Annotated in this window: 22 protein-coding genes; 8 read left to right on the top strand and 14 right to left on the bottom strand. The window is 73.5% G+C overall.

Annotated elements, in window-relative coordinates; translation table 11 throughout:
- Positions 1–157: 157 nt before the first annotated feature.
- Complete coding sequence (locus tag IF00_RS0105000; protein WP_030314627.1) at positions 158–886, bottom strand: VIT1/CCC1 transporter family protein; 729 nt, start codon at positions 884–886, stop codon at positions 158–160.
- A 253-nt stretch (positions 887–1139) separates the two neighbouring features.
- Here IF00_RS0105000 and IF00_RS0104995 point away from each other — a divergent pair, with 253 nt between their 5' ends.
- From IF00_RS0104995 to IF00_RS0104965, 7 genes are read left to right on the top strand one after another with little or no spacing between them, the layout of a single operon-like run.
- Positions 1140–2135 (top strand): ADP-ribosylglycohydrolase family protein, encoded by a 996-nt coding sequence (locus tag IF00_RS0104995; RefSeq protein WP_030314625.1) that lies wholly within the window; start codon positions 1140–1142, stop codon positions 2133–2135.
- Positions 2135–3574: an ADP-ribosylglycohydrolase family protein gene (locus IF00_RS0104990; RefSeq protein ID WP_037637509.1), complete on the top strand. Its 1440-nt coding sequence runs from the start codon at positions 2135–2137 to the stop codon at positions 3572–3574. The genes IF00_RS0104995 and IF00_RS0104990 overlap by 1 nt, the downstream gene beginning before the upstream one ends.
- On the top strand, positions 3531–4709 hold the full coding sequence (locus IF00_RS0104985; RefSeq protein WP_051819831.1) for an ADP-ribosylglycohydrolase family protein: 1179 nt from the start codon (positions 3531–3533) through the stop codon (positions 4707–4709). The genes IF00_RS0104990 and IF00_RS0104985 overlap by 44 nt, the downstream gene beginning before the upstream one ends.
- Positions 4706–6085 carry an ADP-ribosylglycohydrolase family protein gene (locus IF00_RS0104980; protein WP_030314617.1) on the top strand — a complete coding sequence of 460 codons (1380 nt, stop codon included), beginning with the start codon at positions 4706–4708 and terminating at the stop codon, positions 6083–6085. Before IF00_RS0104985 ends, IF00_RS0104980 begins: the two co-directional genes overlap by 4 nt.
- On the top strand, positions 6082–7020 hold the full coding sequence (rbsK, locus tag IF00_RS0104975) for a ribokinase (RefSeq protein ID WP_030314615.1): 939 nt from the start codon (positions 6082–6084) through the stop codon (positions 7018–7020). The genes IF00_RS0104980 and rbsK overlap by 4 nt, the downstream gene beginning before the upstream one ends.
- Positions 7017–8267 carry a CaiB/BaiF CoA transferase family protein gene (locus IF00_RS0104970; RefSeq protein WP_030314613.1) on the top strand — a complete coding sequence of 417 codons (1251 nt, stop codon included), beginning with the start codon at positions 7017–7019 and terminating at the stop codon, positions 8265–8267. Before rbsK ends, IF00_RS0104970 begins: the two co-directional genes overlap by 4 nt.
- Positions 8264–9118 (top strand): HpcH/HpaI aldolase/citrate lyase family protein, encoded by an 855-nt coding sequence (locus IF00_RS0104965; protein ID WP_030314611.1) that lies wholly within the window; start codon positions 8264–8266, stop codon positions 9116–9118. The genes IF00_RS0104970 and IF00_RS0104965 overlap by 4 nt, the downstream gene beginning before the upstream one ends.
- Positions 9119–9218: 100 nt before the next feature.
- On the opposite strand, the gene lgt is transcribed toward IF00_RS0104965, so the two are convergent.
- The 11 genes from lgt to hisI form a co-directional block, all read right to left on the bottom strand.
- Entirely contained in the window at positions 9219–10223 is a 1005-nt protein-coding gene (lgt, locus tag IF00_RS0104960) for a prolipoprotein diacylglyceryl transferase (protein ID WP_030314610.1), read from the bottom strand.
- Positions 10224–10310: 87 nt separating this feature from the next.
- Complete coding sequence (locus IF00_RS0104955; protein ID WP_030314609.1) at positions 10311–11168, bottom strand: DsbA family protein; 858 nt, start codon at positions 11166–11168, stop codon at positions 10311–10313.
- Positions 11169–11231: 63 nt separating this feature from the next.
- Positions 11232–12050, bottom strand: a complete 819-nt coding sequence (trpA, locus tag IF00_RS0104950; protein ID WP_030314608.1) for a tryptophan synthase subunit alpha — start codon at positions 12048–12050, stop codon at positions 11232–11234.
- Positions 12047–13336: a tryptophan synthase subunit beta gene (gene trpB / locus IF00_RS0104945; protein ID WP_030314607.1), complete on the bottom strand. Its 1290-nt coding sequence runs from the start codon at positions 13334–13336 to the stop codon at positions 12047–12049. Before trpB ends, trpA begins: the two co-directional genes overlap by 4 nt.
- A 297-nt stretch (positions 13337–13633) precedes the next feature.
- Complete coding sequence (gene trpM / locus IF00_RS0104940; RefSeq protein ID WP_106975766.1) at positions 13634–13909, bottom strand: tryptophan biosynthesis modulator TrpM; 276 nt, start codon at positions 13907–13909, stop codon at positions 13634–13636.
- 7 nt (positions 13910–13916) lie between these two features.
- Positions 13917–14726, bottom strand: a complete 810-nt coding sequence (gene trpC / locus IF00_RS0104935; RefSeq protein ID WP_030314603.1) for an indole-3-glycerol phosphate synthase TrpC — start codon at positions 14724–14726, stop codon at positions 13917–13919.
- Between the two features lie 155 nt (positions 14727–14881).
- Complete coding sequence (locus tag IF00_RS0104930) at positions 14882–15301, bottom strand: DUF2752 domain-containing protein (protein ID WP_030314601.1); 420 nt, start codon at positions 15299–15301, stop codon at positions 14882–14884.
- A gap of 380 nt (positions 15302–15681) precedes the next feature.
- Positions 15682–15930, bottom strand: a complete 249-nt coding sequence (locus tag IF00_RS0104925; protein ID WP_030314600.1) for an HGxxPAAW family protein — start codon at positions 15928–15930, stop codon at positions 15682–15684.
- Positions 15931–16088: 158 nt separating this feature from the next.
- Positions 16089–16739 (bottom strand): TIGR02234 family membrane protein, encoded by a 651-nt coding sequence (locus tag IF00_RS0104920; protein ID WP_030314598.1) that lies wholly within the window; start codon positions 16737–16739, stop codon positions 16089–16091.
- A gap of 14 nt (positions 16740–16753) precedes the next feature.
- Positions 16754–18244, bottom strand: a complete 1491-nt coding sequence (locus IF00_RS0104915; protein ID WP_030314596.1) for an anthranilate synthase component I — start codon at positions 18242–18244, stop codon at positions 16754–16756.
- 11 nt (positions 18245–18255) lie between these two features.
- A complete protein-coding gene (gene hisI / locus IF00_RS0104910; protein WP_030314594.1) occupies positions 18256–18648 on the bottom strand; it encodes a phosphoribosyl-AMP cyclohydrolase in 393 nt (130 codons plus the stop codon).
- 84 nt (positions 18649–18732) lie between these two features.
- Between hisI and IF00_RS0104905 the strand changes: the two genes are divergently transcribed.
- Complete coding sequence (locus tag IF00_RS0104905) at positions 18733–19368, top strand: TIGR03085 family metal-binding protein (protein WP_030314592.1); 636 nt, start codon at positions 18733–18735, stop codon at positions 19366–19368.
- 3 nt (positions 19369–19371) lie between these two features.
- On the opposite strand, the gene IF00_RS0104900 is transcribed toward IF00_RS0104905, so the two are convergent.
- Both IF00_RS0104900 and IF00_RS0104895 read right to left on the bottom strand, forming a co-directional pair.
- Positions 19372–20607 (bottom strand): MFS transporter, encoded by a 1236-nt coding sequence (locus IF00_RS0104900; RefSeq protein ID WP_030314590.1) that lies wholly within the window; start codon positions 20605–20607, stop codon positions 19372–19374.
- Positions 20604–21191 (bottom strand): ArsR/SmtB family transcription factor, encoded by a 588-nt coding sequence (locus tag IF00_RS0104895; protein ID WP_030314589.1) that lies wholly within the window; start codon positions 21189–21191, stop codon positions 20604–20606. The genes IF00_RS0104900 and IF00_RS0104895 overlap by 4 nt, the downstream gene beginning before the upstream one ends.
- Between the last annotated feature and the right edge of the window lie 48 nt (positions 21192–21239).

Below are 21239 nucleotides of genomic sequence, written 5' to 3'. Positions count from 1 at the left end.
CATAGTGTCTCATCGCTGCGGCGGATCGGACCAGGGATATACGTCACAGCCGTTCCGCGCCTTATGCCCCGAAAAGGGGGAACGAAAAGACCGAGAAGCCCTTTTGGTGAGCCTCTCGGTCTTCTGTGCGCGTACGGAATCCGCACCGCCCCCCGGGCTACAGCGCGGCCCCGAGGAGCATGCCGAGCCCATAGGTGACCGCGGCGGCCGCGCCACCGAGGACGAGCTGACGCAGTCCGCTGAAGAGCCAGCCGCGCGCGGTCACCCGGGCCACGAGCGCGCCGCAGGCGAAGAGCCCGACGAGCGCGAGCAGCACGGCCGGCCAGAGCGCGGTCGCCCCGAGCAGGAACGGCAGCACGGGGAGGAGCGCGCCGAGCGCGAACGAGCCGAAGGACGAGACCGCGGCGACCATCGGCGACGGCAGGTCGTCCGGGTCGATGCCGAGCTCCTCGCGGGCATGGATCTCCAGGGCCTGCTCGGGGTCCTTCGACAGCTGCATCGCGACCTCGCGGGCGAGCGCGGGTTCGACGCCCCGGGAGACGTAGAGCGCGGCGAGCTCCTCCATCTCGTCGATGGGGTGCTTGCGCAACTGGCGGCGCTCGACGTCCAGTTCCGCCTGGACGAGTTCGCGCTGCGAGGCGACGGAGGTGTACTCGCCGGCCGCCATGGAGAAGGCACCGGCCGCGAGTCCGGCGAGACCGGTGATGACGACGGTCTGCGTGGAGACCGCACCTCCGGCGACACCGGTCATCAGAGCGAGGTTGGAGACGAGCCCGTCCATCGCGCCGAACACCGCCGGCCGCAGCCAACCGCCGTTCACGTCACGGTGCGTGTGGTTGTCGCGGTGGGCCTCGTGCAGTGGTGCCTGAGCTTCGATGATGGACATGGCTCTCCCCTCGTTCCGGCGGGCCGGGTTGCTCCCGCCGCCCCAACACCCTCGAAAATACAAGCGATGTAAGGGGCGCGCCAGCAAGGCAGGCCGTACTTACTAAGGCGTGCCTTGCTGGGTGAACCGGGTTCTGGCGAGGTGTCAGGCGGGTGACAGAGACGTTTCTTCGGCGAGTTCGCGGCCCGTCGTGGCACAGATCCAGGCATCGGGGCGCCGTCGATGCGCCCCCACCGAGGAAGGGGCCACCGACATGGCGACCACCACGGCATGCGATACGCGCGAACGGGCGAGAGGGGCGCTCCTCGGCCTCGCCGTCGGCGACGCGCTCGGCGCGCCCGCCGAGAACATGCGCCCCTCCGAGATCCGCCGCCGCTGGGGCCGGATCGAGGGCTTCGTGACGGACAGCCCGGCGGGCACGGACGACACCGAGTACGCCATCTTCTCGGCGCTGCTCCTCGCCCGGCACGGCTCGGCCCTCACCGTCCACCACGTCGAACGGGCCTGGCACCACTGGATCGCCGACCTCGACGAAGGCCCGTTCCGCGGCGCCGGGTTCTCGGAGCGCGGCACCCTGGAGAACCTCCGCCGGGGCCTCGCCGCGCCGATCTCCGCACAGCACCGGCACGCCTGGAGCGACGGTCTCGCCATGCGGGCGGCGCCGTTCGGGGTGTTCGCGGCGGGCCGCCCGGCGGAGGCGGCCCGACTGGTCGCGATCGACGGCAGCGTCAGCCACGACGGCGAGGGCATCTACGGCGGCCAGGCGGTCGCGGCGGGCGTCGCGGCCGCGATGACGGGCGCGGGGGTGACGTCGGTGATCGCGGCGGCCCTCTCGGCCGTCCCGATGGACTCCTGGACGGCCCGGTCCCTGCGCCGCGCGGTGGTCGCGGCCCAGCGCGTCCAGCCGGACCCTCTGACCCGAGAGCGCCAGGTCCGCTCGGCGGTCGTCATCGGCGGCTACCCGTGGACGGACCTGGCCCCGGAGGCGGTGGGCCTGGCCTTCGGCGCCTTCGCGGCGGCGCGCGGCGACTTCCGCACGGCGGTCCTCACGGCCGTCAACATGGGCCGCGACGCCGACACCACCGCGGCGGTGGCGGGCGCCCTGGCCGGCGCGGCCGGCGGAGTGCGGTCGATCCCCGAGGAGTGGGCCTCGGCCATCACCCCGGTCACGGGCAGCTGCCTCCCCTCGATGCGCGGCTACCACATCCTGGACGTGGCGGACCTCCTGACCCCGGAGGGGGAATCCTGATGAGCGGAGACACGACGACGACCACCACTCCTGCCGCCGCTGCGGGCAGCACCCCCACCACTGTGGGCGGTCTTCCCGCAGAGCGGGACGGGTGGACACAGCGCCCGTCGACGGATTCCGGTCCCCTGCCCGGTGCCCACGAGGACCTGGCGGTGCCACCGGTGCCGCACACCGGCGCGCTGGACCTCACCCCGCGGTCCCCCGTCCCTCCCCACGGCACGGGTTCCTGGGGCGGCACCCACGAGGTCCCGCCCCCCGGCGCCCCCCGCAGGGCCGGCCGCGACGCGGTCGAAGGTCTCCTCCTCGGCCTCGCCGCAGGCGACGCCGCGGGATGGCCCGCCGCCCGGCACCGCGCCGCCCGCATGCCCGAGTGGACCCGCCGTCTCACCCGTGAGCTCGACACCTTCGCCGAGCAGAACGCCACGACCACCCTCCCCGTCCCCATCGCCCTCAACCAGCCCCCCGAGCCCCTCCGCCTCGGCCCCTCCGACGACGCCGAATGGGCGGTCTTCACCGCCGAGGCGATCCTCGCCGCCTCGGGCCCGGTCTTCACCGGTCTCCCCGAGGAGCGCCGTCTCCGCGCCGCCGTCGACCTCGCCTGGAACGCCCTCGCCGGACAGGTCGCCGCCGCGGCGGAACGCGCCCCCGAGGTCGAGTCCGCCGTGCTCCCGCTCCGTGCCCGGATCTCCGTCCGCGCGGGCCTCGGCAATCTCGCCACCGGCCTGCGGCCGCCCGCGACCGGCCACGACAACCCGCACTTCTTCGACGACGCGGCCTGCGTCCGAGCCGTCGTGCTGGCCGCCGTCCACCCCGGCGACCCCCGTGCCGCGGCCGAACTCGCCGAGTTCGACGCCCGGTACACCCAGGACGGCGACGGAGTCCACGGCGCCCGCTCGATGGCGGCGGCCGTCGCCGCGGCCCTCGGCGGGGCGACGGTCGACGAGGCCGTCGAGGCGGCGCTCGCCGAACTCCCGCCCGTCACCGAGATCGGCCGCAACGCCCGGTACGCGGTGAAGCTGGCCCAGACCGCCGCTTCGGCCTTCGAGCTGGTCCCGCTCCTGGAGCACCAGATCGTGGACCACGTCTACAGCTACGGCATCGCCGCCGCCGAGACCGTCCCGGTGGCCCTCGCCCTCGCCACCGCCGCCCGGGGCGAGATGACGGCCGCGGTCCCGGCCGCGGTCTGCCTCTCCCGGGTCGCCGACTCCGCGCCCGCGCTGGCCGGAGCGCTCACCGGTGCACTGGGCGGGGGGCGTTCGGTGCCGGCGACCTGGCGCGAGGCGTGCCGGACCCTCGCGGGCTGCGCGCTGCCCCGCCTCGCGGGAACGGATCTGGTGGAACTCGCCGGGCTGCTCGCAGCCACGGAACCACCCGCCCTGGGTGGACAATCCCGACATGACACCCACAACACCCCCGGCAGTGACGCCCGCACTGGATGACCGGATCACCGGCAGTCTCCTCGGGGCCGCCGTCGGCGACGCGCTCGGCGGCCCCGTCGAGGGCTACACCCCCCAGCAGATCCTGGAGCGCCACGGCGGACGCGTCACCGGGATCGTCGGCCCGTGGAACGGCGCCGAGTGGCGCACCGCCCGCCCCATCGCCCCGTACCACAAGGGCGACGGGCACGTCACCGACGACACCTTGATGACCCATGCGCTGATCCGGGTGTACGAGAAGGTCCGCGGCCACCTCGACGCGTACGCGGTCGCGGACCACCTCGTCCCGGACCTCATGGGCAACCCCGTCTGGATCCCGGAGCTGGAGGCGGAGGCTCTCCCGCTCCAGCGGATCTTCCTGGCGGAGAAGTGGCTGGTGACCCGCATCCACTACGGCCACGTGGACCCGCGCGAGGCCGGCAGCGGCAACATCGTCAACTGCGGCGCCGCGATGTACATGGCGCCGGTCGGGCTCGTCAACGCGGCCCACCCGGAGGCCGCGTACGCCGAGGCCCTCGACCTCGCGGGTGCCCACCAGTCCTCGTACGGCCGCGAGGCGGCGGGGGTGTTCGCGGCTGCGGTGGCCGCGGCCTGCGCACCCGGCGCCACACCGGCGTCCGTGGTCGACGCGGCCCTGTCGCTGGCGAAGGACGGAACGCTGGCGGCGATCGAGGCGGTGGCGGAAGAGGCGTCCCGGCACCGGGACTTCGAGTCGGCGCTGACGCCGCTCCGCAAGGCGGTGGCCCCGTTCGACTCGGTGGGCCCCGCATATCGCTCCCCCTCCCTCGGCGCCCGTCGTCCGTCCCGCCTCCACGCGATCGAGGAACTCCCGATCGCCCTCGGCATGCTGCTCGTCGGAGAGGGCGACTACCGGCGTACGGTTCTGGGCTCCGTGAACTACGGCCGCGACTGCGACTCGATCGCCACGATGGCGGGCGCGATCGTGGGCGCGCTGCACGGGGAGCAGGCGGTGCCGGCGGAGTGGGCGAAGCAGGTGGCGGAGGCGAGCCGGCTGGACCTGCACGCCCCGGCGAGGGCCCTGACGGAGGTGACCCACGAGATCTTCGCCCAGGACGGGAAGCGCCGCAGGGCCCACGAGCAGGCGTTCGCGACCCTGACGGGCGCGGCCATCCGATGAACCTCCGCCTGACCTGGGTCCAGCCGGAGGACCTTCTGGGCCACGAACTCCGCCAGGCGGCCGAGGACGGCCGCGACGCCCGCGCCGTCGCGGCCCGCTGGGCGGCGGCCGGTGGCCCACCCGCCCCGGAGACGGCCGGCGCCTCCGCGGTACCCCACCTGGACCTCCGCCCCCTGGCGGAGGAACTCCTGGACACCCTGGCGTCCCTCCCGACGCCCCTGTCGGACGACGAACCGACCCCCTTCCCCCGGATCAGAAGCCTGACGGCCCCCCGCACCACCGCTGCGGGCGCCCGTCCCGCAGGGCGGTGGGAGCACGACGTCCTGCGCGACCGCCTCCACGCCGCCTGGCTCGGCCGCGCCGCCGGCTGTCTCCTGGGCAAGCCCGTCGAGAAGCTCCCCCTGACCGCCGTCCGCGCCCTCGCCCGCGCCACCGGCAACTGGCCGCTCTCCACCTGGTTCACAGCCCGCGGCGTCCCGCCCGACCTGCTCGCCGCCCACCCGTGGAACCGCCGCTCCGCCCCCACCTCCCTCGCCGAGAACATCGACGGCATGCCCGAGGACGACGACCTCAACTACCCCCTGCTCAACCTGCTGCTCCTCCGGCGCCACGGCCGCCGCTTCACCACCGACGACGTCGCCCGCCTCTGGCTCGACGAGCTTCCCGCAGGCCGCACGTTCACGGCCGAGCGCGTGGCCTACCGCAATCTCCTCGACGGAATCGAACCCCCGCTGACCGCCGTCCACCGCAATCCGTTCCGCGAGTGGATCGGCGCCCAGATCCGCGCCGACGTCCACGGCTGGACCCACCCGGGCGACCCGGCCGCCGCCGCCGAGCAGGCGTACCGGGACGCGACCCTCACCCACACGGCGAACGGCGTCTACGGCGCCATGTTCGTCGCCGCCACCCTCGCCACCGCCGCGACCGGCACCGCCGACGTCCACCGGTCGCTCGCCGAAGGCCTGGCCGTGATCCCACCGCGGTCCCGCCTCGCCCGGGCGGTCCGCCGAGGGATCGGACTCGCCCGCGACATCCCCGACTTCGACACCGTCGTCGACCGCCTGCATTCCGAACTCGGCGGGTACCACTGGGTGCATGCCGTCCCCAACGCCGCCCTGCTCGCCGCCGCCCTCACCCATGCCGACGGCGACTTCTCCCGCTCCATCTGCGCGGCGGTCTCGGGCGGCTGGGACACCGACTCCAACGGCGCCACAGCCGGTTCGGTCGCCGGGCTGCTCACCGGGCACCCCGACCGGCTTCCGGAGCGCTGGACCGCCCCCCTCAAGAACCGTCTCGCGACCTCCGTCCCGTCCTTCGACGGCATCGGCTTCGACACCCTGGCCGAACTGACCCACCTGGAGGCAGTACGCCCATGACCAGCATCGTCGTACTCGGCAGCACCAACATGGACCTCGTCGCCTACGTCCCGAGGGCCCCGGCCCTCGGCGAAACCGTCACCGGCCGGGCCTTCCGTACGATCCCCGGCGGCAAGGGCGCCAACCAGGCCGTCGCCGCCGCGCGCGCCGGCGGCGAGGTGGCGATGATCGGCGCGGTCGGCGCCGACGACTTCGGCGCCCGGCTCCGGGCCGGCCTCGAACACTGCTCGGTGGACACCGATCTCCTGCGCACCGCCGAGGGCCCCTCCGGCACCGCGCACATCGTCGTCGACGACGAGGGCGGCAACGCGATCGTCGTCGTCCCCGGCGCGAACGGCACCGTCACCTCCCTCGACCACGGCGACGAGGCCCTCATCGGCACCGCCGACACCCTGCTCCTCCAGCTCGAACTCCCCCTCTCCGTCGTCGTGGAGGGCGCCGCGACCGCCCGTCGCCTCGGCGTCCGCACCGTCCTCACGCCCGCCCCCGCCCAGCGGCTCCCTCCCGAACTGCTCGCCACCATCGACCTGTTGGTGCCCAACGAGCACGAGGCCGCCGCGCTCACCGGCCTGACGGACCCCCGCGAGGCCGCCCTCGCCCTGCTCCGGGACGTCCCCGAGGTCGTCGTCACCCTGGGGGCGGCCGGCAGCCTGTACGCGGTCCGGGGCGCCGATCCGGTGGCGGTGCCCGCGCCCCGCGTCCGGGCCGTCGACACCACCGCCGCCGGTGACACCTTCGTGGGCGCGCTGGCGGTCGCCCTCGGCGAGGGCCGCCCCGCCCCCGAGGCACTCGCCTGGGCGGGGGCCGCCGCCGCGCTCTCCGTCCAGCGCGAGGGCGCGTCGACGTCGATGCCCTACCGCACCGAGATCGAGGCCGTCTTCGGCTCCCTCGGCGAGACCGAGGACCGGGACGAGAAGGAGACCGATTCCGCATGACCCCCACGCCTCACGCCCGCACGCCGCACACTCCCACCACGTCCGCCGCCGCCCCCACTCCCCGAGCGCCCCTCCACGGCCTGCGCGTCCTGGATCTCGCGACCCTCTTCGCCGGCCCGCTCGCCGCGACGATGCTCGGCGACTTCGGCGCCGACGTCGTCAAGGTCGAGCACCCCCGCAAGCCCGACCCGTCCCGCGGCCACGGCCCCGCCAAGAACGGCATCGGTCTCTGGTGGAAGGTCCTCGGCCGCAACAAGCGGGCGATCACCCTCGATCTGTCGTCCCCCGGCGGCCGTGACACCCTTCTCGCGCTCGCCGCCGACGCCGACGTGATCGTGGAGAACTTCCGCCCCGGCACCCTGGAACGCTGGGGTCTCGGCTGGGAGGAGCTCTCCACCGTCAACCCGCGTCTGGTCCTCGCCCGGGTCACCGGCTTCGGCCAGTTCGGCCCGTACGCCCACCGCCCCGGTTTCGGCACTCTCGCCGAGGCGATGAGCGGCTTCGCCGCCATCACCGGCGAGCCCGAGGGCCCGCCCACCCTGCCCCCGTTCGGCCTGGCCGACTCGATCGCCGCCCTGGCCACGGCGTACGCGGTGATGACCGCGCTCACCGCGAGGACCACGACCGGGCGCGGCCAGGTCGTCGACATGGCGATCATCGAACCGATGCTCTCGGTCATCGGACCCCACCCCCTCTGGTACGACCAGCTCGGCTATGTCCAGCCCCGCACGGGCAACCGCTCGCGCAACAACGCCCCCCGCAACACGTACCGCACCTCGGACGGCTCCTGGGTCGCCGTCTCCACCTCCGCCCAGTCCATCGCCGAACGCGTCATGGTTTTGGTCGGGCGCCCCGATCTGATCGACGAGCCGTGGTTCGCCGACGGCACGGGCCGGGCCGCGCACGCGGACGTCCTCGACGAGGCGGTCGGCTCGTGGATCGCCCGCCACACCCGGGACGAGGCGATGGCGGCGTTCGAGAAGGCCGAGGCGGCGATCGCCCCGGTCTACGACATCCGGGACGTCGTCGCCGACCCTCAGTACCAGGCGCTCGGCACCGTCACCGAGGTGCAGGACCCCGAACTCGGACCGATCAAGATGCAGAACGTCCTCTTCCGCCTCTCCGAGACGCCCGGAGCCATCCGCTGGCCCGGCCGCCCCCACGGCGCCGACACCACCGCCGTCCTCTCCGAACTCGGCCTCACCCCCGCCGAGATCGGCAGCCTCCGCGAGCAGGGAGCGGTATGAGCGACACGAGCGAGACCCCGACCCGCGCGAACGGCACGACGCGCCGCTCGCCCTCCGCGCCCGCTCTCACCTGGCTGTACGCCCCGGGCGACCGCCCCGAGGTGGTCCGCAAGGCCCTGGTCTCCGGCGCCGACGTCGTCATCGTCGATCTGGAGGACGCGGTCGCCCCGCACCGCAAGGCGTACGCCCTCGACGCCACGGCCGATCTGCTCGCGGACCCGCAGCCCGTCCCGGTCCACGTCCGCGTCCACACCCCGCGCGACATTCCCACCCTGGCCCTCCTCCCCGGCCTCCACGGTCTTCGTGTTCCCAAGGTGACACACGCCACTGACATCCACCGGCTCGTCGAACTCGCCCCGGGCCTCCCGCTCTACCCGCTCCTGGAGAACGCCCTCGCCGTGGAGCACGCGTACGCCATCGCCACCGCTCACCCCGCCGTCCGCGGGATCGCGCTCGGCGAGGCCGATCTCCGCGCGGACCTGGGGGTACGGGAGGACTGCGGCCTGGACTGGTCGCGCGGCCGGGTGGTGATCGCGGCCCGCGCGGCCACCCTCCCGCCGCCGGCCCAGTCCGTCCATCCCGACATCGGCGACCTGGACGCGCTGGCCGCGGGCTGTGCCCGGGGCCGGGCCATGGGCTTCTTCGGCCGGGCGGCCATCCACCCCCGCCAGCTCCCGGTCATCGAGCGCGCCTATCTCCCCACCCCGGAGGAGGTCGACGCGGCGCGGGAGATCGTCGCGGCCGCCGTCCCCGAGCGGGGCGCCCTCGCCCTCCCGGACGGGCGCTTCGTGGACGCGGCGGTGGTGGCGGTGGCCCACCGCACCCTCGCCCTCGCGGCCCGGACGGTCTGACTCAGGCACCCGGGCGACGAGCCCGGCTCCCGTACCCGGGCATGCGAAAGGGCCGCCGGGACCTCGTGGTCCCGACGGCCCTTCGACCGGCTGGAGGGGGTCAGCTCTTGGCGGCGGACCCGGCGCCGTTGTCGGCCCCGTGGTCCACGTCCCCGTCGGAGCCGTCGGAGCTCTCGGCGTCCCTCCCGGTGCCCGGGAGGGTGTCCGTGACGGCGTCCTCGGCAGCCTCCTCGGGCTCCGCGCCCTCACTGTCGGACGTCTTCCCGGCCGCCTTGTCGGCGGCGTCCTTCGCGGCCTTCGGCTCGACGATCGCCTCGCGGCCCGGGCGGATCCGCGCCGAGATCACCATGTAGACCACGGCGAGCACGAAGACACCGATCGCGGTCCACACGTTCAGGCGCAGGCCGAGGATGTGGTGGGCCTCGTCGACACGCATGTACTCGATCCAGGCCCGGCCCACGCAGTACGCGGCGACGTACAGCGCGAAGGCGCGCCCGTGGCCGAGCCTGAAGCGGCGGTCGGCCCAGATGACGAGGACGGCGACGCCGATGCACCAGAGCGACTCGTACAGGAAGGTCGGGTGGTAGAGCCCGGCCTCGCGGTTCGCGCTCTCGGTGATCTTCAGGGCCCAGGGCAGATCGGTCGGCTTGCCGTACAGCTCCTGGTTGAACCAGTTGCCCCAGCGGCCGATGGCCTGGGCGAACGCGATTCCGGGAGCGATGGCGTCGGCGTACGCCGGGAGCGGGATGCCCCGTCGGCGGCAGCCGATCCAGGCACCCACCGCGCCGAGCGCGATGGCGCCCCAGATACCGAGGCCGCCCTCCCAGATCTTGAAGGCGTCGACCCAGTTCTCACCCTCGCTGAAGTACAGCTGGTAGTCGGTGATCACGTGGTAGAGGCGTCCGCCGACGAGACCGAAGGGCACCGCCCAGACGGCGATGTCGGCCACGGTGCCGGCGGTGCCGCCCCGGGCGATCCACCGCTTGTTGCCGTACCAGACGGCGACGAAGACACCGATGATGATGCAGAAGGCATAGCCGCGCAGCGGGATCGGTCCGAGGTTGATCACGCCGGTCGACGGGCTGGGAATGTAGGCAAGGTCCATGGCAGGACCGACGCTACCCTGCCGGGCGGGCGGGACGGCAGCCCACCCGGCAACGTATGGGTAACTAACCGGGGCCGGAAGCGGGGCTCAGCCCGCCGAGGGAGAGCCCGGGGAGGCCGCCGGAGCGGTCGTCGGAGCAGTCGTGCCGGGCTTCTTGCCCTTGTTGGCCTCGGCGACCCACTTCTTCAGGTTCTCCGGGGAGATCTGCTCGTTCCCCTTCTGCGGGAAGATCGATTCTCCGTTGAGCAGGACGGACGGCGTGCCGCGGAAGCCGCCGTTCTGGAAGGCCTCGTTCGACTTGGCCACCCAGGTGTCGTGCGTCCCGTCGTTCACACAGCTGCGGAAGGCGGGCGTGTCGAGCCCCGGCACCTTCGCCGCCAGCTCGATCAGCTTGTCGTTGTTCCCGAAGGCGTCGTCCGTCTCCGGCGGCTGGTTGATGTAGAGCGTGTCGTGGTACGCGGTGAACTTCCCCGCGTCCTGGGCGCACGCGGCGGCGTTCGCCGCGCGCAGGGAGCCGCTGCCGCCCATGTTCCCGTCGATGAGGGTGGCGAGGTGGTACTCGGTCCTGAGCGCGCCCGCGGCCTCCAGCTCGTGGATGGTGTCCCGGAACGCGTTCTCGAACTGGGCGCACGCCGGGCAGCGGAAGTCCTCCCAGATCGCCAGCGTCGACGGGGCGTCCGACTTCCCGGTGGGAATGGCGGGCTTGCCGTCCTCCTCGGTCGCTCCCGTCGGCGCGACGACCGGGCCCGCCTTGTCGGATCCACTGTCCTTGTCGCCGCCCGCGGCGATCACACCGACGACCGCGGCCAGTCCGAGGACGCCGACCACCGCCGCCGACACGATCAGGATCCGCCGCTGCTTCTCGCGGGCCTTCTCGCGCTCGCGCTGCTGCTGGAGACGCTCCCGCGCACTCCGATTACCGTCACCACTGTTCTTCTGGCTCACGCCTCGGAAACGAACCGGGGAGGCACGTGCGTGCCTCCCCGGTCGCAGATCCACCCGGATGGGTTACGAAACGCGCCGGACACCCTCGGCGAGTTCGGCCGCCAGTTCCCTTACGGCGGCGAGTCCCGCGGTCTCGTCGCCGTCGGCGTCGAGGATCCGCTTCACGAACGCGGAGCCGACGATGACGCCGTCGGCGAAGACGGCGACCTCCTTGGCCTGGGTGGCGTTGGAGACGCCGAGGCCGACGCAGACGGGCAGCTCCGAGGTGGCGCGGGTACGGCGGACCAGGTCGGCCGCCTGCTCGCCGACCGACTCGCGGGTGCCGGTGACACCCATGAGGGAGGCCGCGTAGACGAAACCGGAGCCGGCCGCCGTGATGGTGGCGAGGCGCTCGTCCTTGCTGCTGGGCGCGACGACGAACACGGTCGCGAGACCGTGCTTGTCGGCGTTCGCGCGCCAGACGGCGGACTCCTGGACCGGCAGGTCGGGCAGGATGCAGCCAGCGCCGCCGGCCGCGGCGAGCTCCTCGGTGAAGCGCTCGACGCCGTACCGGTCGATCGGGTTCCAGTACGTCATGACGAGGACCGGCTTGCCGGTGGCCGCGTGGGCCTCCTTGACCGTCCGCATGACGTCGGCGATCTTGACGCCGCCGCGCAGGGCGATGTCGTCGGCCGTCTGGATGACCGGCCCGTCGAGGACCGGGTCACTGTGCGGAAGGCCGACCTCGACCACGTCCGCGCCGCCGTCGAAGACCGCCTTGATCGCCGCGATGCCGCCGTCGACGGTCGGGAAGCCGGCCGGGAGGTACGCGATGAGCGCGGCCCGGTTCTCCGCCTTCGCCTTGGCAAGGGTGTCGCTGAGCAGCTGGATGTTGCCGGTCACTTGGCGTCTCCCTCGATCTCCGCGGTGTCGTCGGCCCCGGCGTCGGCGGCGACCTCGGTGTCGGCCTCGTAGAGGCCGAAGTAGCGTGCGGCCGTGTCCATGTCCTTGTCGCCGCGCCCGGAGAGGTTCACCAGGAGCAGGGCGTCCTTGCCGAGCTCCTTGCCGACCTCCAGGGCCCCGGCAAGGGCGTGCGCCGACTCGATCGCCGGGATGATTCCCTCGGTACGGGAGAGCAGCCGAAGCGCCTGCATGGCGGCGTCGTCGGTGACGGCGCGGTACTCGCCGCGCCCGCTGTCCTTCAGGTACGCGTGCTCCGGGCCGATGCCCGGGTAGTCGAGGCCCGCCGAGATCGAGTACGGCTCGGTGATCTGGCCTTCCTCGTCCTGGAGGACGTACGACCGCGAACCGTGCAGGATGCCGGGCTCGCCGGCGGTGAGGGTGGCCGCGTGCTCGCCGGTCTCGACACCGTGGCCGGCGGGCTCGCAGCCGATCAGCCGGACGTCCGCGTCGGGGACGAAGGCGTGGAAGAGGCCGATGGCGTTGGAGCCGCCGCCGACGCAGGCGATCGCCGCGTCGGGGAGGCGGCCGGCGCGCTCCAGGATCTGGCGTCGGGCCTCGACGCCGATGACGCGGTGGAAGTCGCGGACCATGGCGGGGAAGGGGTGCGGGCCCGCGACGGTGCCGAACAGGTAGTGCGTCCGGTCCACGTTGGCGACCCAGTCGCGGAACGCCTCGTTGATGGCGTCCTTGAGGGTACGGCTGCCGGACTTCACGGCCACGACCTCGGCGCCGAGCATCCGCATCCGGGCCACGTTGAGGGCCTGGCGCTGGGTGTCGACCTCGCCCATGTAGATGGTGCAGTCGAGGCCGAACAGGGCGCAGGCGGTGGCGGTGGCCACGCCGTGCTGACCGGCGCCGGTCTCGGCGATGACCCGGGTCTTGCCCATGCGCTTGGTGAGCAGGGCCTGACCGAGCACGTTGTTGATCTTGTGCGAGCCGGTGTGGTTCAAATCCTCGCGCTTGAGGAAGATCCGGGCGCCGCCGGCGTGCTCGGCGAACCGGGGCACCTCGGTGAGGGCGCTCGGGCGGCCCGTGTAGTCGACCATCAGGTCGTTGAGCTCGCGGGAGAACTCCGGGTCGGCCTTGGCCTTGTCGTACTCGACGGCGACCTCGTCGACGGCGGCGACGAGGGCCTCGGGGATGAACTTGCCGCCGTAGGCACCGAAGTAGCCCTCGGGGGTGGGGACCTGACCCTCCAGGTCGGGAATGAAGAACTCGCTGGACATGCGGATGCTCCTCGCGGGGCGGGGTGCCCCGTGTCTTTACGTGCGGTCGATGGTCACGGTATGCGCACGACGACTCACATCCCTGACGCCTTTGCGGGGGCATGCCGGACCATCCCGTTGCGGGCACTCGTTCCGCTGGGCGGAACGGGTGGGCACAGCGGAACGGCGCCCGTTGCCGGGCCCAGGCTCCTCGCGCCCCGCCCCGCACCCTTGTGCACCGGGCTTGGGGTGCGGGTCAGGCACAAGAGGCGGAGGCGGGCGAGGGTGGCAGCGGTGCGGCGAGGGCGGGCGGCTGCGTCAGTTCGTGGAGGTGCGCGCGAGGCGCGGGCGCCATCGCATGCCGTTGACCTGGCCCGGCTCGGAGCCGATGACGTACCGCACCCGGCGACCGTGGACACGGCGGGCGGGCGCGCGGCAGCCACGCGGACGGCAGCCCCGGGCCAGGGGGGCGTGCTTGGAGACGGGGGCGGCGGCCGTACGGAGCCGGCCGCGTCGGCCAGAGGCGTCCGCGGACACGACCGGGCCGCCCGGGGCGGAGCCCAGGGCGGTCGGCGTGGCGCGGACGGGGGTCATGACGCGGTCAGCTCCGGCCGTGCCGGAGTGCCGGGTGGGCGCCTGCGGCGACCAGGTCGGCGACGGCGGCCTTCGGGTCGCGCCCGGTGACGAGCGACTCGCCGACCAGGACCGCGTCGGCGCCGGCGTTGGCGTAGGCGATGAGGTCGTGCGGGCCGCGGACGCCGGACTCGGCGATCTTGACGATGTGCGCGGGGATCTCGGGGGCGACGCGCTCGAAGGTGGAGCGGTCGACCTTGAGGGTCTTCAGGTTGCGCGCGTTGACGCCGATGATCCGGGCGCCCGCGTCGACGGCGCGCTCGACCTCGTCCTCGTCGTGGACCTCGACGAGCGGGGTGAGCCCGATGGACTCGGCGCGCTCGATGAGGGAGACGAGGGCCTCCTGCTCCAGGGCGGCGACGATGAGGAGCGCGAGATCCGCTCCGTACGCGCGCGCTTCCCAGAGCTGGTACGCGGTGACGATGAAGTCCTTGCGCAGGACCGGGATGTCGACCTTGGCCCGGACGGCCTCCAGGTCCGCGAGCGAGCCGCCGAAGCGGCGCTGCTCGGTGAGGACGGAGATGACGGCCGCGCCGCCGGCCTCGTAGTCCGCGGCGAGTCCGGCCGGGTCGGCGATCGCGGCGAGCGCGCCCTTGGACGGGCTGGAGCGCTTGACCTCGCAGATCACCTTGACGCCGTCGCCACGCAGTGCGGCGACGCCGTCCTTGGCCTGCGGCGCCTTGGCGGCGCGCTCCTTGAGCTCGTCGAGGGTGACCCGCGCCTGCCGCTCTGCGAGGTCGGCGCGTACGCCTTCGATGATCTCGTCGAGCACACTCACGCGAGGGGCCCCCTTCCGGGACGGTGATGGTGATGATGAACCAGGTTCAGCCACATCGATCCTATCCGCAGGACGGCCCCGGACTCGCATCGGCCGGAGTCGCGTCCCATCTGCTGGGACTCCCGTGAGGGTTCCCGCGGCGCCGTGCGGGGCCCTCAGGGGGCCAGAGCGGAGCCGAAGGGAAGGTTCCGGACCAGCGTGAAGAGGGCGAGAACGGCCCCGATCCCCCACCACAGGACCGGCGAGACCGCGAGGCGCATGGGCACCCCGCGGAAGGCACGAATCAGCCAGAGAACCATGAGGACGCCGAAGAGTCCGTAGCCGATGACGGCGAGGGCGTTGGCACCGAGGGCGGCCGGGAGGTCGCCGTGGACGAAGGCGTGGGCGCTGCGGAGCCCGCCGCAGCCGGGGCAGTAGATGCCGGTGAAGCGGAGCAGGGGGCAGACGGGGTAGTGCCCGGGTTCGTTGGGGTCGACGGTCCCGACGTACGCGAAGGCGGCCGCCACCCCGGCGAGCGTGGCGACGGGCGCGAGGAGTCGCCGCGCGAGCGACCGGGCCGGTGGAGGTGCCGTCATGGGCCCGCCGGGCCCCCAGGCGCCCTGCGGCGTCACGGGCCCCCCACCCGGCCACGCGGGCGCGTGCGGGGACGCGACGGCCTCGCCTGTCGGCCACGCGTGCGCGTGCGGAGGCCCGACGGCGGCCTCCCCCGCCGCCGCGGGGTCCTCCCCCGGTGCCGTGGGAGCCTCCCCGGGTGCCGCGGGGGCCTCCCCCGCCGCAGCGGGAGCCTCCTCGCGGGCCGGTTCGGCCGGTGGCACAGGTTCACCCGGTCGGGTGCTGGATGCGTCGGTCACGGCTCCGGCCGTCGGCTGCGGGTCCACCCGGTGATTCTCGCCCCCGACGCGCGAGAGCGCAGCCCGGCACGGCCGGGCTGCGCTCTCGGATGGGGCGTGGCGCGTCAGGAACGGGCCTGGAGCGTCGCGGCCTCGCGGGCGGCGACGACGGCCGCCGAGTCCTTCGGCATGCCGAGACCCGCGGCCTTCATCGCGCCGCCGACGATGCCGCCGAGGACGATGACACCGATGCCGGCCCAGAAACCGGGGATGTTGGCGGCCACCATGAAGACTCCGGCGATGCAGAAGCCGATGAAGGAGATGATGACACCGGTCCAGGCGGCCGGGGTGTGTCCGTGGGCGCTGCCCGCCATGAGTTGCTCCTCGTTGCAGTTGCTCGATGGTGAGGTCTCGCGTGCGCGGACTCTCGGCGCTCATTGTCCCGCACGCGGGCGCGCGAGGGTGAATCGGGGGTACCGGGACGATCACGCGTCGCGGTCGGCGGCGCCGTCGGGCACCGCCGGTCGGCCCGTCACGCCCCGTGCGTGGGGTCCTCGCCGCGGTCCAGGGCCTTCCACAGGTCCTCGGGCCGGTCCGGGTCGGTCGTGGGGGCCTTGCGGGCGGCCCGGGGGGTGCCGGAGCGCTCGTAGCGGCCGCCCATCGCGGGCCAGCTCTTGCCGAACCGCAGCGCGAAGAGGCCGGCGAGCAGGATGAGGACGGCACCCGCGGCGGTCACGTACGGCCAGACGGTGTGGCTCAGGCCGGCCACGGCGGCGGCGGTGTCGCCGCTGATGCGGGCGGCCTCGGCGTTCAGTGCGGCACTGTCGGAGGCGCCGAGGACAGCGGCGAGCGCGGCGCCCGCGCCGCTGAGCGCGAGGAGCGCGGAGACGAGGGTTCGGCCGGTGCGGCGGACGGCGAAGACGGCGAAGAGCGCGGCGAGGCCGACGATCGCGAGGGCGGTCGGCACACCGGTGACGGTGCCGCCGTCGGCCTCGACGGGGACGCTGCCACCGCCGACGGACGCGGTGCCCTCCGCCCAGATCTGGCCCGCGGAGAGCAGGACGACGGTGGCGCCGAGGGCACCGAGGAGGAGGGCCGCGGCCAGGCTGCGGCGGCCGCCGCCGGAGACGGCCGCGCGGGCGGCTCGGGGCTGGGGTACGGGTACGGCACTCACGTACCCCACTATCCCCTACGTGGTCAGGCGCCGTTCATTCGGTTGGCGGTGTGGACGGCCCGGAGGACGGCCGCGGCCTTGTTCCGGCACTCGTCGTCCTCGGCGACGGGATCGGAGTCGGCGACGACACCCGCTCCGGCCTGCACATACGCGGTTCCGTCGCGGAGCAGTGCGGTACGGATGGCGATGGCCGTGTCCGCGTCGCCGGCGAAATCGAGATAACCGACACATCCGCCGTACAGGCCGCGCCGGGAGGGTTCGAGCTCCTCGATGATCTGCATCGCGCGCGGCTTGGGCGCTCCGGAGAGCGTGCCGGCCGGGAAGCAGGCGGTGAGGACGTCGAAGGCGGTCCTGCCCTCGGCGACCTCGCCGGTCACGGTGGAGACGATGTGCATGACGTGCGAGTAGCGCTCGACGGACATGAAGTCGACGACCTCGACGGACCCGGGCGCGCAGACGCGGCCGAGGTCGTTGCGGCCGAGGTCGACGAGCATGAGGTGCTCGGCGCGCTCCTTGGGGTCGGCGAGCAGTTCCTCGGCGAGGTCGTGGTCCTCCTGCGGGGTGGCGCCGCGGTGCCGGGTGCCGGCGATGGGGTGGAGCAGCGCGTGGCCGTCCTCGACCTTGACGAGGGCCTCGGGGCTGGATCCGACGACGTCGAAGCCGTTCTCGAAGCGGAAGAGGTACATGTACGGGGACGGGTTGGTGGCCCGCAGGACCCGGTAGACGTCGAGCGCGGAGGCGGTGCAGGGGGTCTCGAAGCGCTGCGAGGGCACGACCTGGAAGGCCTCTCCGGCCCGGATGCGCTCCTTGATGTCCTCGACGGCGTCCTGGTAGGCCTCTCCGCCCCAGAGCGCGGAGAACGCGGGGAGCTCGGAGGCCGGCAGGGCGGTGGGGGCGGTGGCGACCGGGCGGGCCAGGTCGGCCTCCATGGCGTCGAGGCGGGCGACGGCGTGCGCGTACGCCTCCTCGACGCCGGTCTCCAGGTCGTTGTGGTTGATCGCGTTGGCGATCAGCAGGACCGAGCCGTCCCAGTGGTCGAGGACCGCGAGGTCGCTGGTGAGGAGCATGGTCAGCTCGGGGAGCCGGAGGTCGTCCCGGGTGGAGTCGCCGATCTTCTCCAGGCGGCGGACGATGTCGTAGCCGAGGTAACCGACCATGCCACCGGTGAACGGCGGCATCCCGGAGGCGAGGTCGCGGGGGGTGTGGAGGGTCTCGACGGTGGCGCGCAGGGCCTGGAGCGGGTCGCCGTCGGTGGGGACGCCGACGGGCGGGGTGCCCAGCCAGTGGGCCTCGCCGTCCTTCACCGTCAGGGTGGCGTCGCTGCGGACGCCGATGAAGGAGTACCGGGACCAGCTCCGGCCGTTCTCCGCGGATTCGAGGAGGAAGGTGCCGGGCCGTTCGGCGGCGAGCTTGCGGTAGAGCCCGACCGGGGTGTCGCCGTCCGCGAGCAGCCGGCGGCTGACGGGGATGACACGGCGGTCGGCCGCCAGCTTGCGGAAGGTGTCGAGATCCATGGCGCCAGACCCTACTCGGATACGGGGTCCGCGTCGGACCCGGATACGGGGAGCACATCGGCGTCGAAGCAGGTCCGGGCGCCGGTGTGGCAGGCTGCGTCGACCTGGTCGACCTTGACGAGGACGGTGTCGGCGTCGCAGTCGAGGGCGACGGACCTGACGTGCTGGACGTGACCGGAGGTGTCGCCCTTGACCCAGTACTCCTGGCGGCTGCGGGACCAGTAGGTGCAGCGGCCGGTGGTGAGGGTGCGGTGGAGGGCCTCGTCGTCCATCCAGCCGAGCATCAGCACCTCGCCGGTGTCGTACTGCTGGGCGATGGCGGGGACGAGCCCGTCGGGGCCGCGCTTGAGGCGCGCGGCGATGGCGGGGTCGAGGTCGCTGGGGGTCCGGGGCGTGCTGCTCATGGCGCCATTGTGCCGCGACTCGGGGTGGTGTCCGGCGGGGCGTCCACTGGGCGGACCGGTGGCGCCGGCCGTACGCTGGAGGTCATGTCGACCCATGCCAAACGTGAACGGCTTCTGCTCGCCGACCTGTTGGAGGCGGCGGGCCCCGAAGCGCCGACGCTCTGCGAGGGCTGGCGGACCCGGGACCTCGCCGCCCATGTGGTGGTGCGGGAGCGGCGTCCGGACGCGGCGGCCGGTTCGCTCGTACCGGTACTGAAGGACCGGCAGGAGCGGGTGCAGGCGGAGTTCGCCGACAAGCCGTACGAGGAGCTGATCCAGCTCATCCGATCGGGGCCGCCGCGGTTCTCGCCGTTCACCATCAAGCAGGTGGACGAGGGGGCGAACGTCGTCGAGTTCTACGTCCACGCCGAGGACGTGCGCCGTGCCCAGCCCGACTGGTCGGCGCGGGAGCTCGACCCGGTCTTCGCCGACGCCCTCTGGTCCCGCCTGGAGCGCACCGCCCGCCTGCTGGGCCGGAAGGTCCCGGTGGGCCTGGTGCTGCGCCGCCCGAACGGGCAGACGGCGGTGGCACACCGGGGCACCCCGGTGGTGACGGTCTCGGGGGAGCCGGGCGAGCTGACGATGTACCTGTTCGGCCGCCAGGCCTCGGCCAAGGTGGAGGTGGACGGGGAGCCTGAGGCGATCGAGCGGCTGCGGGAGGCGAAGCAGCTGGGGATCTGAGGGTCAGCGGGGCAGCTCGGCCCGCCGGACGCCGGTGACCACCAGGCTGCAGAGACCGGCCAGGGCGCAGATCGCCGCACTCGCGATGTACACCGGTTCGACGCCCCACAGCTCGATCGCCGCGCCCGTGAGCGGGAAGCTGAGCGGCGCGAGGCCGAGGCTCATGAGGCTGGAGACCGCGGTGACGCGGCCGAGGTAGGCGGGGTCGCACTCGGTCTGGAGGAGGGCGTTGCACAGCGCCCCGGAGAGTCCGGCGAGCACGCCGACGACCAGGGCGACGGCGACCGCGACGGCCAGGTGGGACGCGAAGGCGAGGGCGCCGATGGCGACGGCGCCCAGCGTCATGGTCCAGCCGCTGACGGCTCCCGCGCGCGGGACGCGCCCCCATACGGTCAGGAGCAGCGAGGCGGCGCCCGCGCCCGTACCGAAGCCGGCGAGGATCCAGCCGATGCCCGACGCACCCCAGCCGCGCTGGTCGGCCAGGACGGCGAGGCCGACGTTGAAGGGGCCGACGAAGCCGAGGTCGCTGAGGAGCACGACGATCATCAGCGGGCCCAGGACCCGGTGCCCTCGCAGGTAGCGCAGTCCGTCGGCGAGGTCGCGCAGCGCGGTGCCGTCGTGGGCCTTGTCCGCGGCGGGCAGCGGCCGGAGGCGGAGCGCGCACAGCATGGGTATCGAGAGGGCGAAGAGCAGTCCGGCGACCCCGAAGGCCGTGGCCGGGCCGCCGAGGGCGACGGCGAGGCCGCCGAGCGGACCGCCGAGGACGGCACCGAGGCGGTAGGAGAGGCCGCGCATGCCCTGGACGCGGGCGAGCTGATCGCGTTCGGTGATGCGGGGCGGCAGGGCTCCGACGGCGGGCAGGAAGAGGGCGTCGACGACGCCGAAGACGAGAGCGACGCCGGCGAGAGCCCACAGGCCGGGCGCGGTGAGGAACAGGACCGCGGCGAGGCTCAGGACGACCAGGCAGCGGACGGCGTCGGAGGCGATGACGACCCGGCGCGGGCCGAGGCGGTCGGCGATCACTCCCCCGACGAGCATGAGCAGGGCGCGGGGCACGGCCGAGACGGCCATGACGAGACCGGCCTGGGCGGGGGTGCCGCTGCTGACGGCGGTCCAGGAGAGGGCGAGGTAGTAGACGCTGTTGCCGAGCGTGGAGGCGGTGTAGGCGCCGAGCCAGCGCAGGACCTGGGGGTTCCGGTGGGCGGGCCGCGTCGTGGCGGCGGTCATGGTGGCGGTCATGACCGGTAGGGGAAGCCGTTGAGGTGGATGGCGACGTTCTCGCGGCCCTCGTTGTCGCCGGCGGCCTCGGCGGCGCGTGCCTGCTGGTCGTACTTGCGCAGGACGGCGTCGAGTTCGGCGCCGAGGGCGGACAGCTCGTCGGCGGTGAGGCGGGGCAGCCACTCGGAACTGAGGGAGGCGGAGCGCCACTCCCCGGACCAGGTGTGCCGCTCGTCGAGGAAGCGGGCGTACATCTGTGTGCGCTGCTCGTCGACCGTTCGGCCGAAGGCGGCGCTCGCGGCGGCGAGCTCGGGGGCGTCGCGGAGGTCCTCGTCGTGGATGCTGAAGCCGTACGAGCTCGGCTGCCACCACCTCTCCCGGCCGTCCGTCGACTGGGTCTCGGCCTCCTCGATGAGGCCGTGCTCGGCGAGTTTGCGCAGGTGGTAGCTGACCAGCGAGACCGCCTCGTCGACCTGGTCGGCGAGCTGGGACGCGGTGGCGGTGCGGGCCACGAAGAGGGCGCGGTAGAGGCGCATCCGCAGTGGGTGCGAGATGGCCTTCAAGGTGCCGAGATCGGTGATCCGGCGGTTCTCCGGGGAGGTCATGTCCACGACCCTAGATGCGAAAGAAAACTTGCACAACAGAAATTGCGC

The sequence above is a fragment of the Streptomyces flavochromogenes genome (genome assembly GCF_000717595.1).
Classification (GTDB): Bacteria; Actinomycetota; Actinomycetes; order Streptomycetales; family Streptomycetaceae; genus Streptomyces; species Streptomyces flavochromogenes.
This window is presented reverse-complemented; position numbering and strand designations above follow the sequence as displayed.

Excerpts from the sequence above, each read along its gene's own strand:
- trpM (WP_106975766.1), bottom strand. The coding sequence starts at position 13,909 with ATGACCCCCGTCCGCGCCACGCCGACCGCCCTGGGCTCCGCCCCGGGC.
- trpB (WP_030314607.1), bottom strand. The coding sequence starts at position 13,336 with ATGTCCAGCGAGTTCTTCATTCCCGACCTGGAGGGTCAGGTCCCCACC.
- IF00_RS0104930 (WP_030314601.1), bottom strand. The coding sequence starts at position 15,301 with ATGACGGCACCTCCACCGGCCCGGTCGCTCGCGCGGCGACTCCTCGCG.
- IF00_RS0104970 (WP_030314613.1), top strand. The coding sequence starts at position 7,017 with ATGACCCCCACGCCTCACGCCCGCACGCCGCACACTCCCACCACGTCC.
- IF00_RS0104905 (WP_030314592.1), top strand. The coding sequence starts at position 18,733 with ATGTCGACCCATGCCAAACGTGAACGGCTTCTGCTCGCCGACCTGTTG.
- IF00_RS0104895 (WP_030314589.1), bottom strand. The coding sequence starts at position 21,191 with ATGACCTCCCCGGAGAACCGCCGGATCACCGATCTCGGCACCTTGAAG.
- IF00_RS0104990 (WP_037637509.1), top strand. The coding sequence starts at position 2,135 with ATGAGCGGAGACACGACGACGACCACCACTCCTGCCGCCGCTGCGGGC.
- IF00_RS0104925 (WP_030314600.1), bottom strand. The coding sequence starts at position 15,930 with ATGGCGGGCAGCGCCCACGGACACACCCCGGCCGCCTGGACCGGTGTC.
- IF00_RS0104995 (WP_030314625.1), top strand. The coding sequence starts at position 1,140 with ATGGCGACCACCACGGCATGCGATACGCGCGAACGGGCGAGAGGGGCG.
- IF00_RS0104915 (WP_030314596.1), bottom strand. The coding sequence starts at position 18,244 with ATGGATCTCGACACCTTCCGCAAGCTGGCGGCCGACCGCCGTGTCATC.
- IF00_RS0104985 (WP_051819831.1), top strand. The coding sequence starts at position 3,531 with ATGACACCCACAACACCCCCGGCAGTGACGCCCGCACTGGATGACCGG.
- IF00_RS0104980 (WP_030314617.1), top strand. The coding sequence starts at position 4,706 with ATGAACCTCCGCCTGACCTGGGTCCAGCCGGAGGACCTTCTGGGCCAC.
- hisI (WP_030314594.1), bottom strand. The coding sequence starts at position 18,648 with ATGAGCAGCACGCCCCGGACCCCCAGCGACCTCGACCCCGCCATCGCC.
- IF00_RS0105000 (WP_030314627.1), bottom strand. The coding sequence starts at position 886 with ATGTCCATCATCGAAGCTCAGGCACCACTGCACGAGGCCCACCGCGAC.
- IF00_RS0104900 (WP_030314590.1), bottom strand. The coding sequence starts at position 20,607 with ATGACCGCCACCATGACCGCCGCCACGACGCGGCCCGCCCACCGGAAC.
- lgt (WP_030314610.1), bottom strand. The coding sequence starts at position 10,223 with ATGGACCTTGCCTACATTCCCAGCCCGTCGACCGGCGTGATCAACCTC.
- rbsK (WP_030314615.1), top strand. The coding sequence starts at position 6,082 with ATGACCAGCATCGTCGTACTCGGCAGCACCAACATGGACCTCGTCGCC.
- IF00_RS0104965 (WP_030314611.1), top strand. The coding sequence starts at position 8,264 with ATGAGCGACACGAGCGAGACCCCGACCCGCGCGAACGGCACGACGCGC.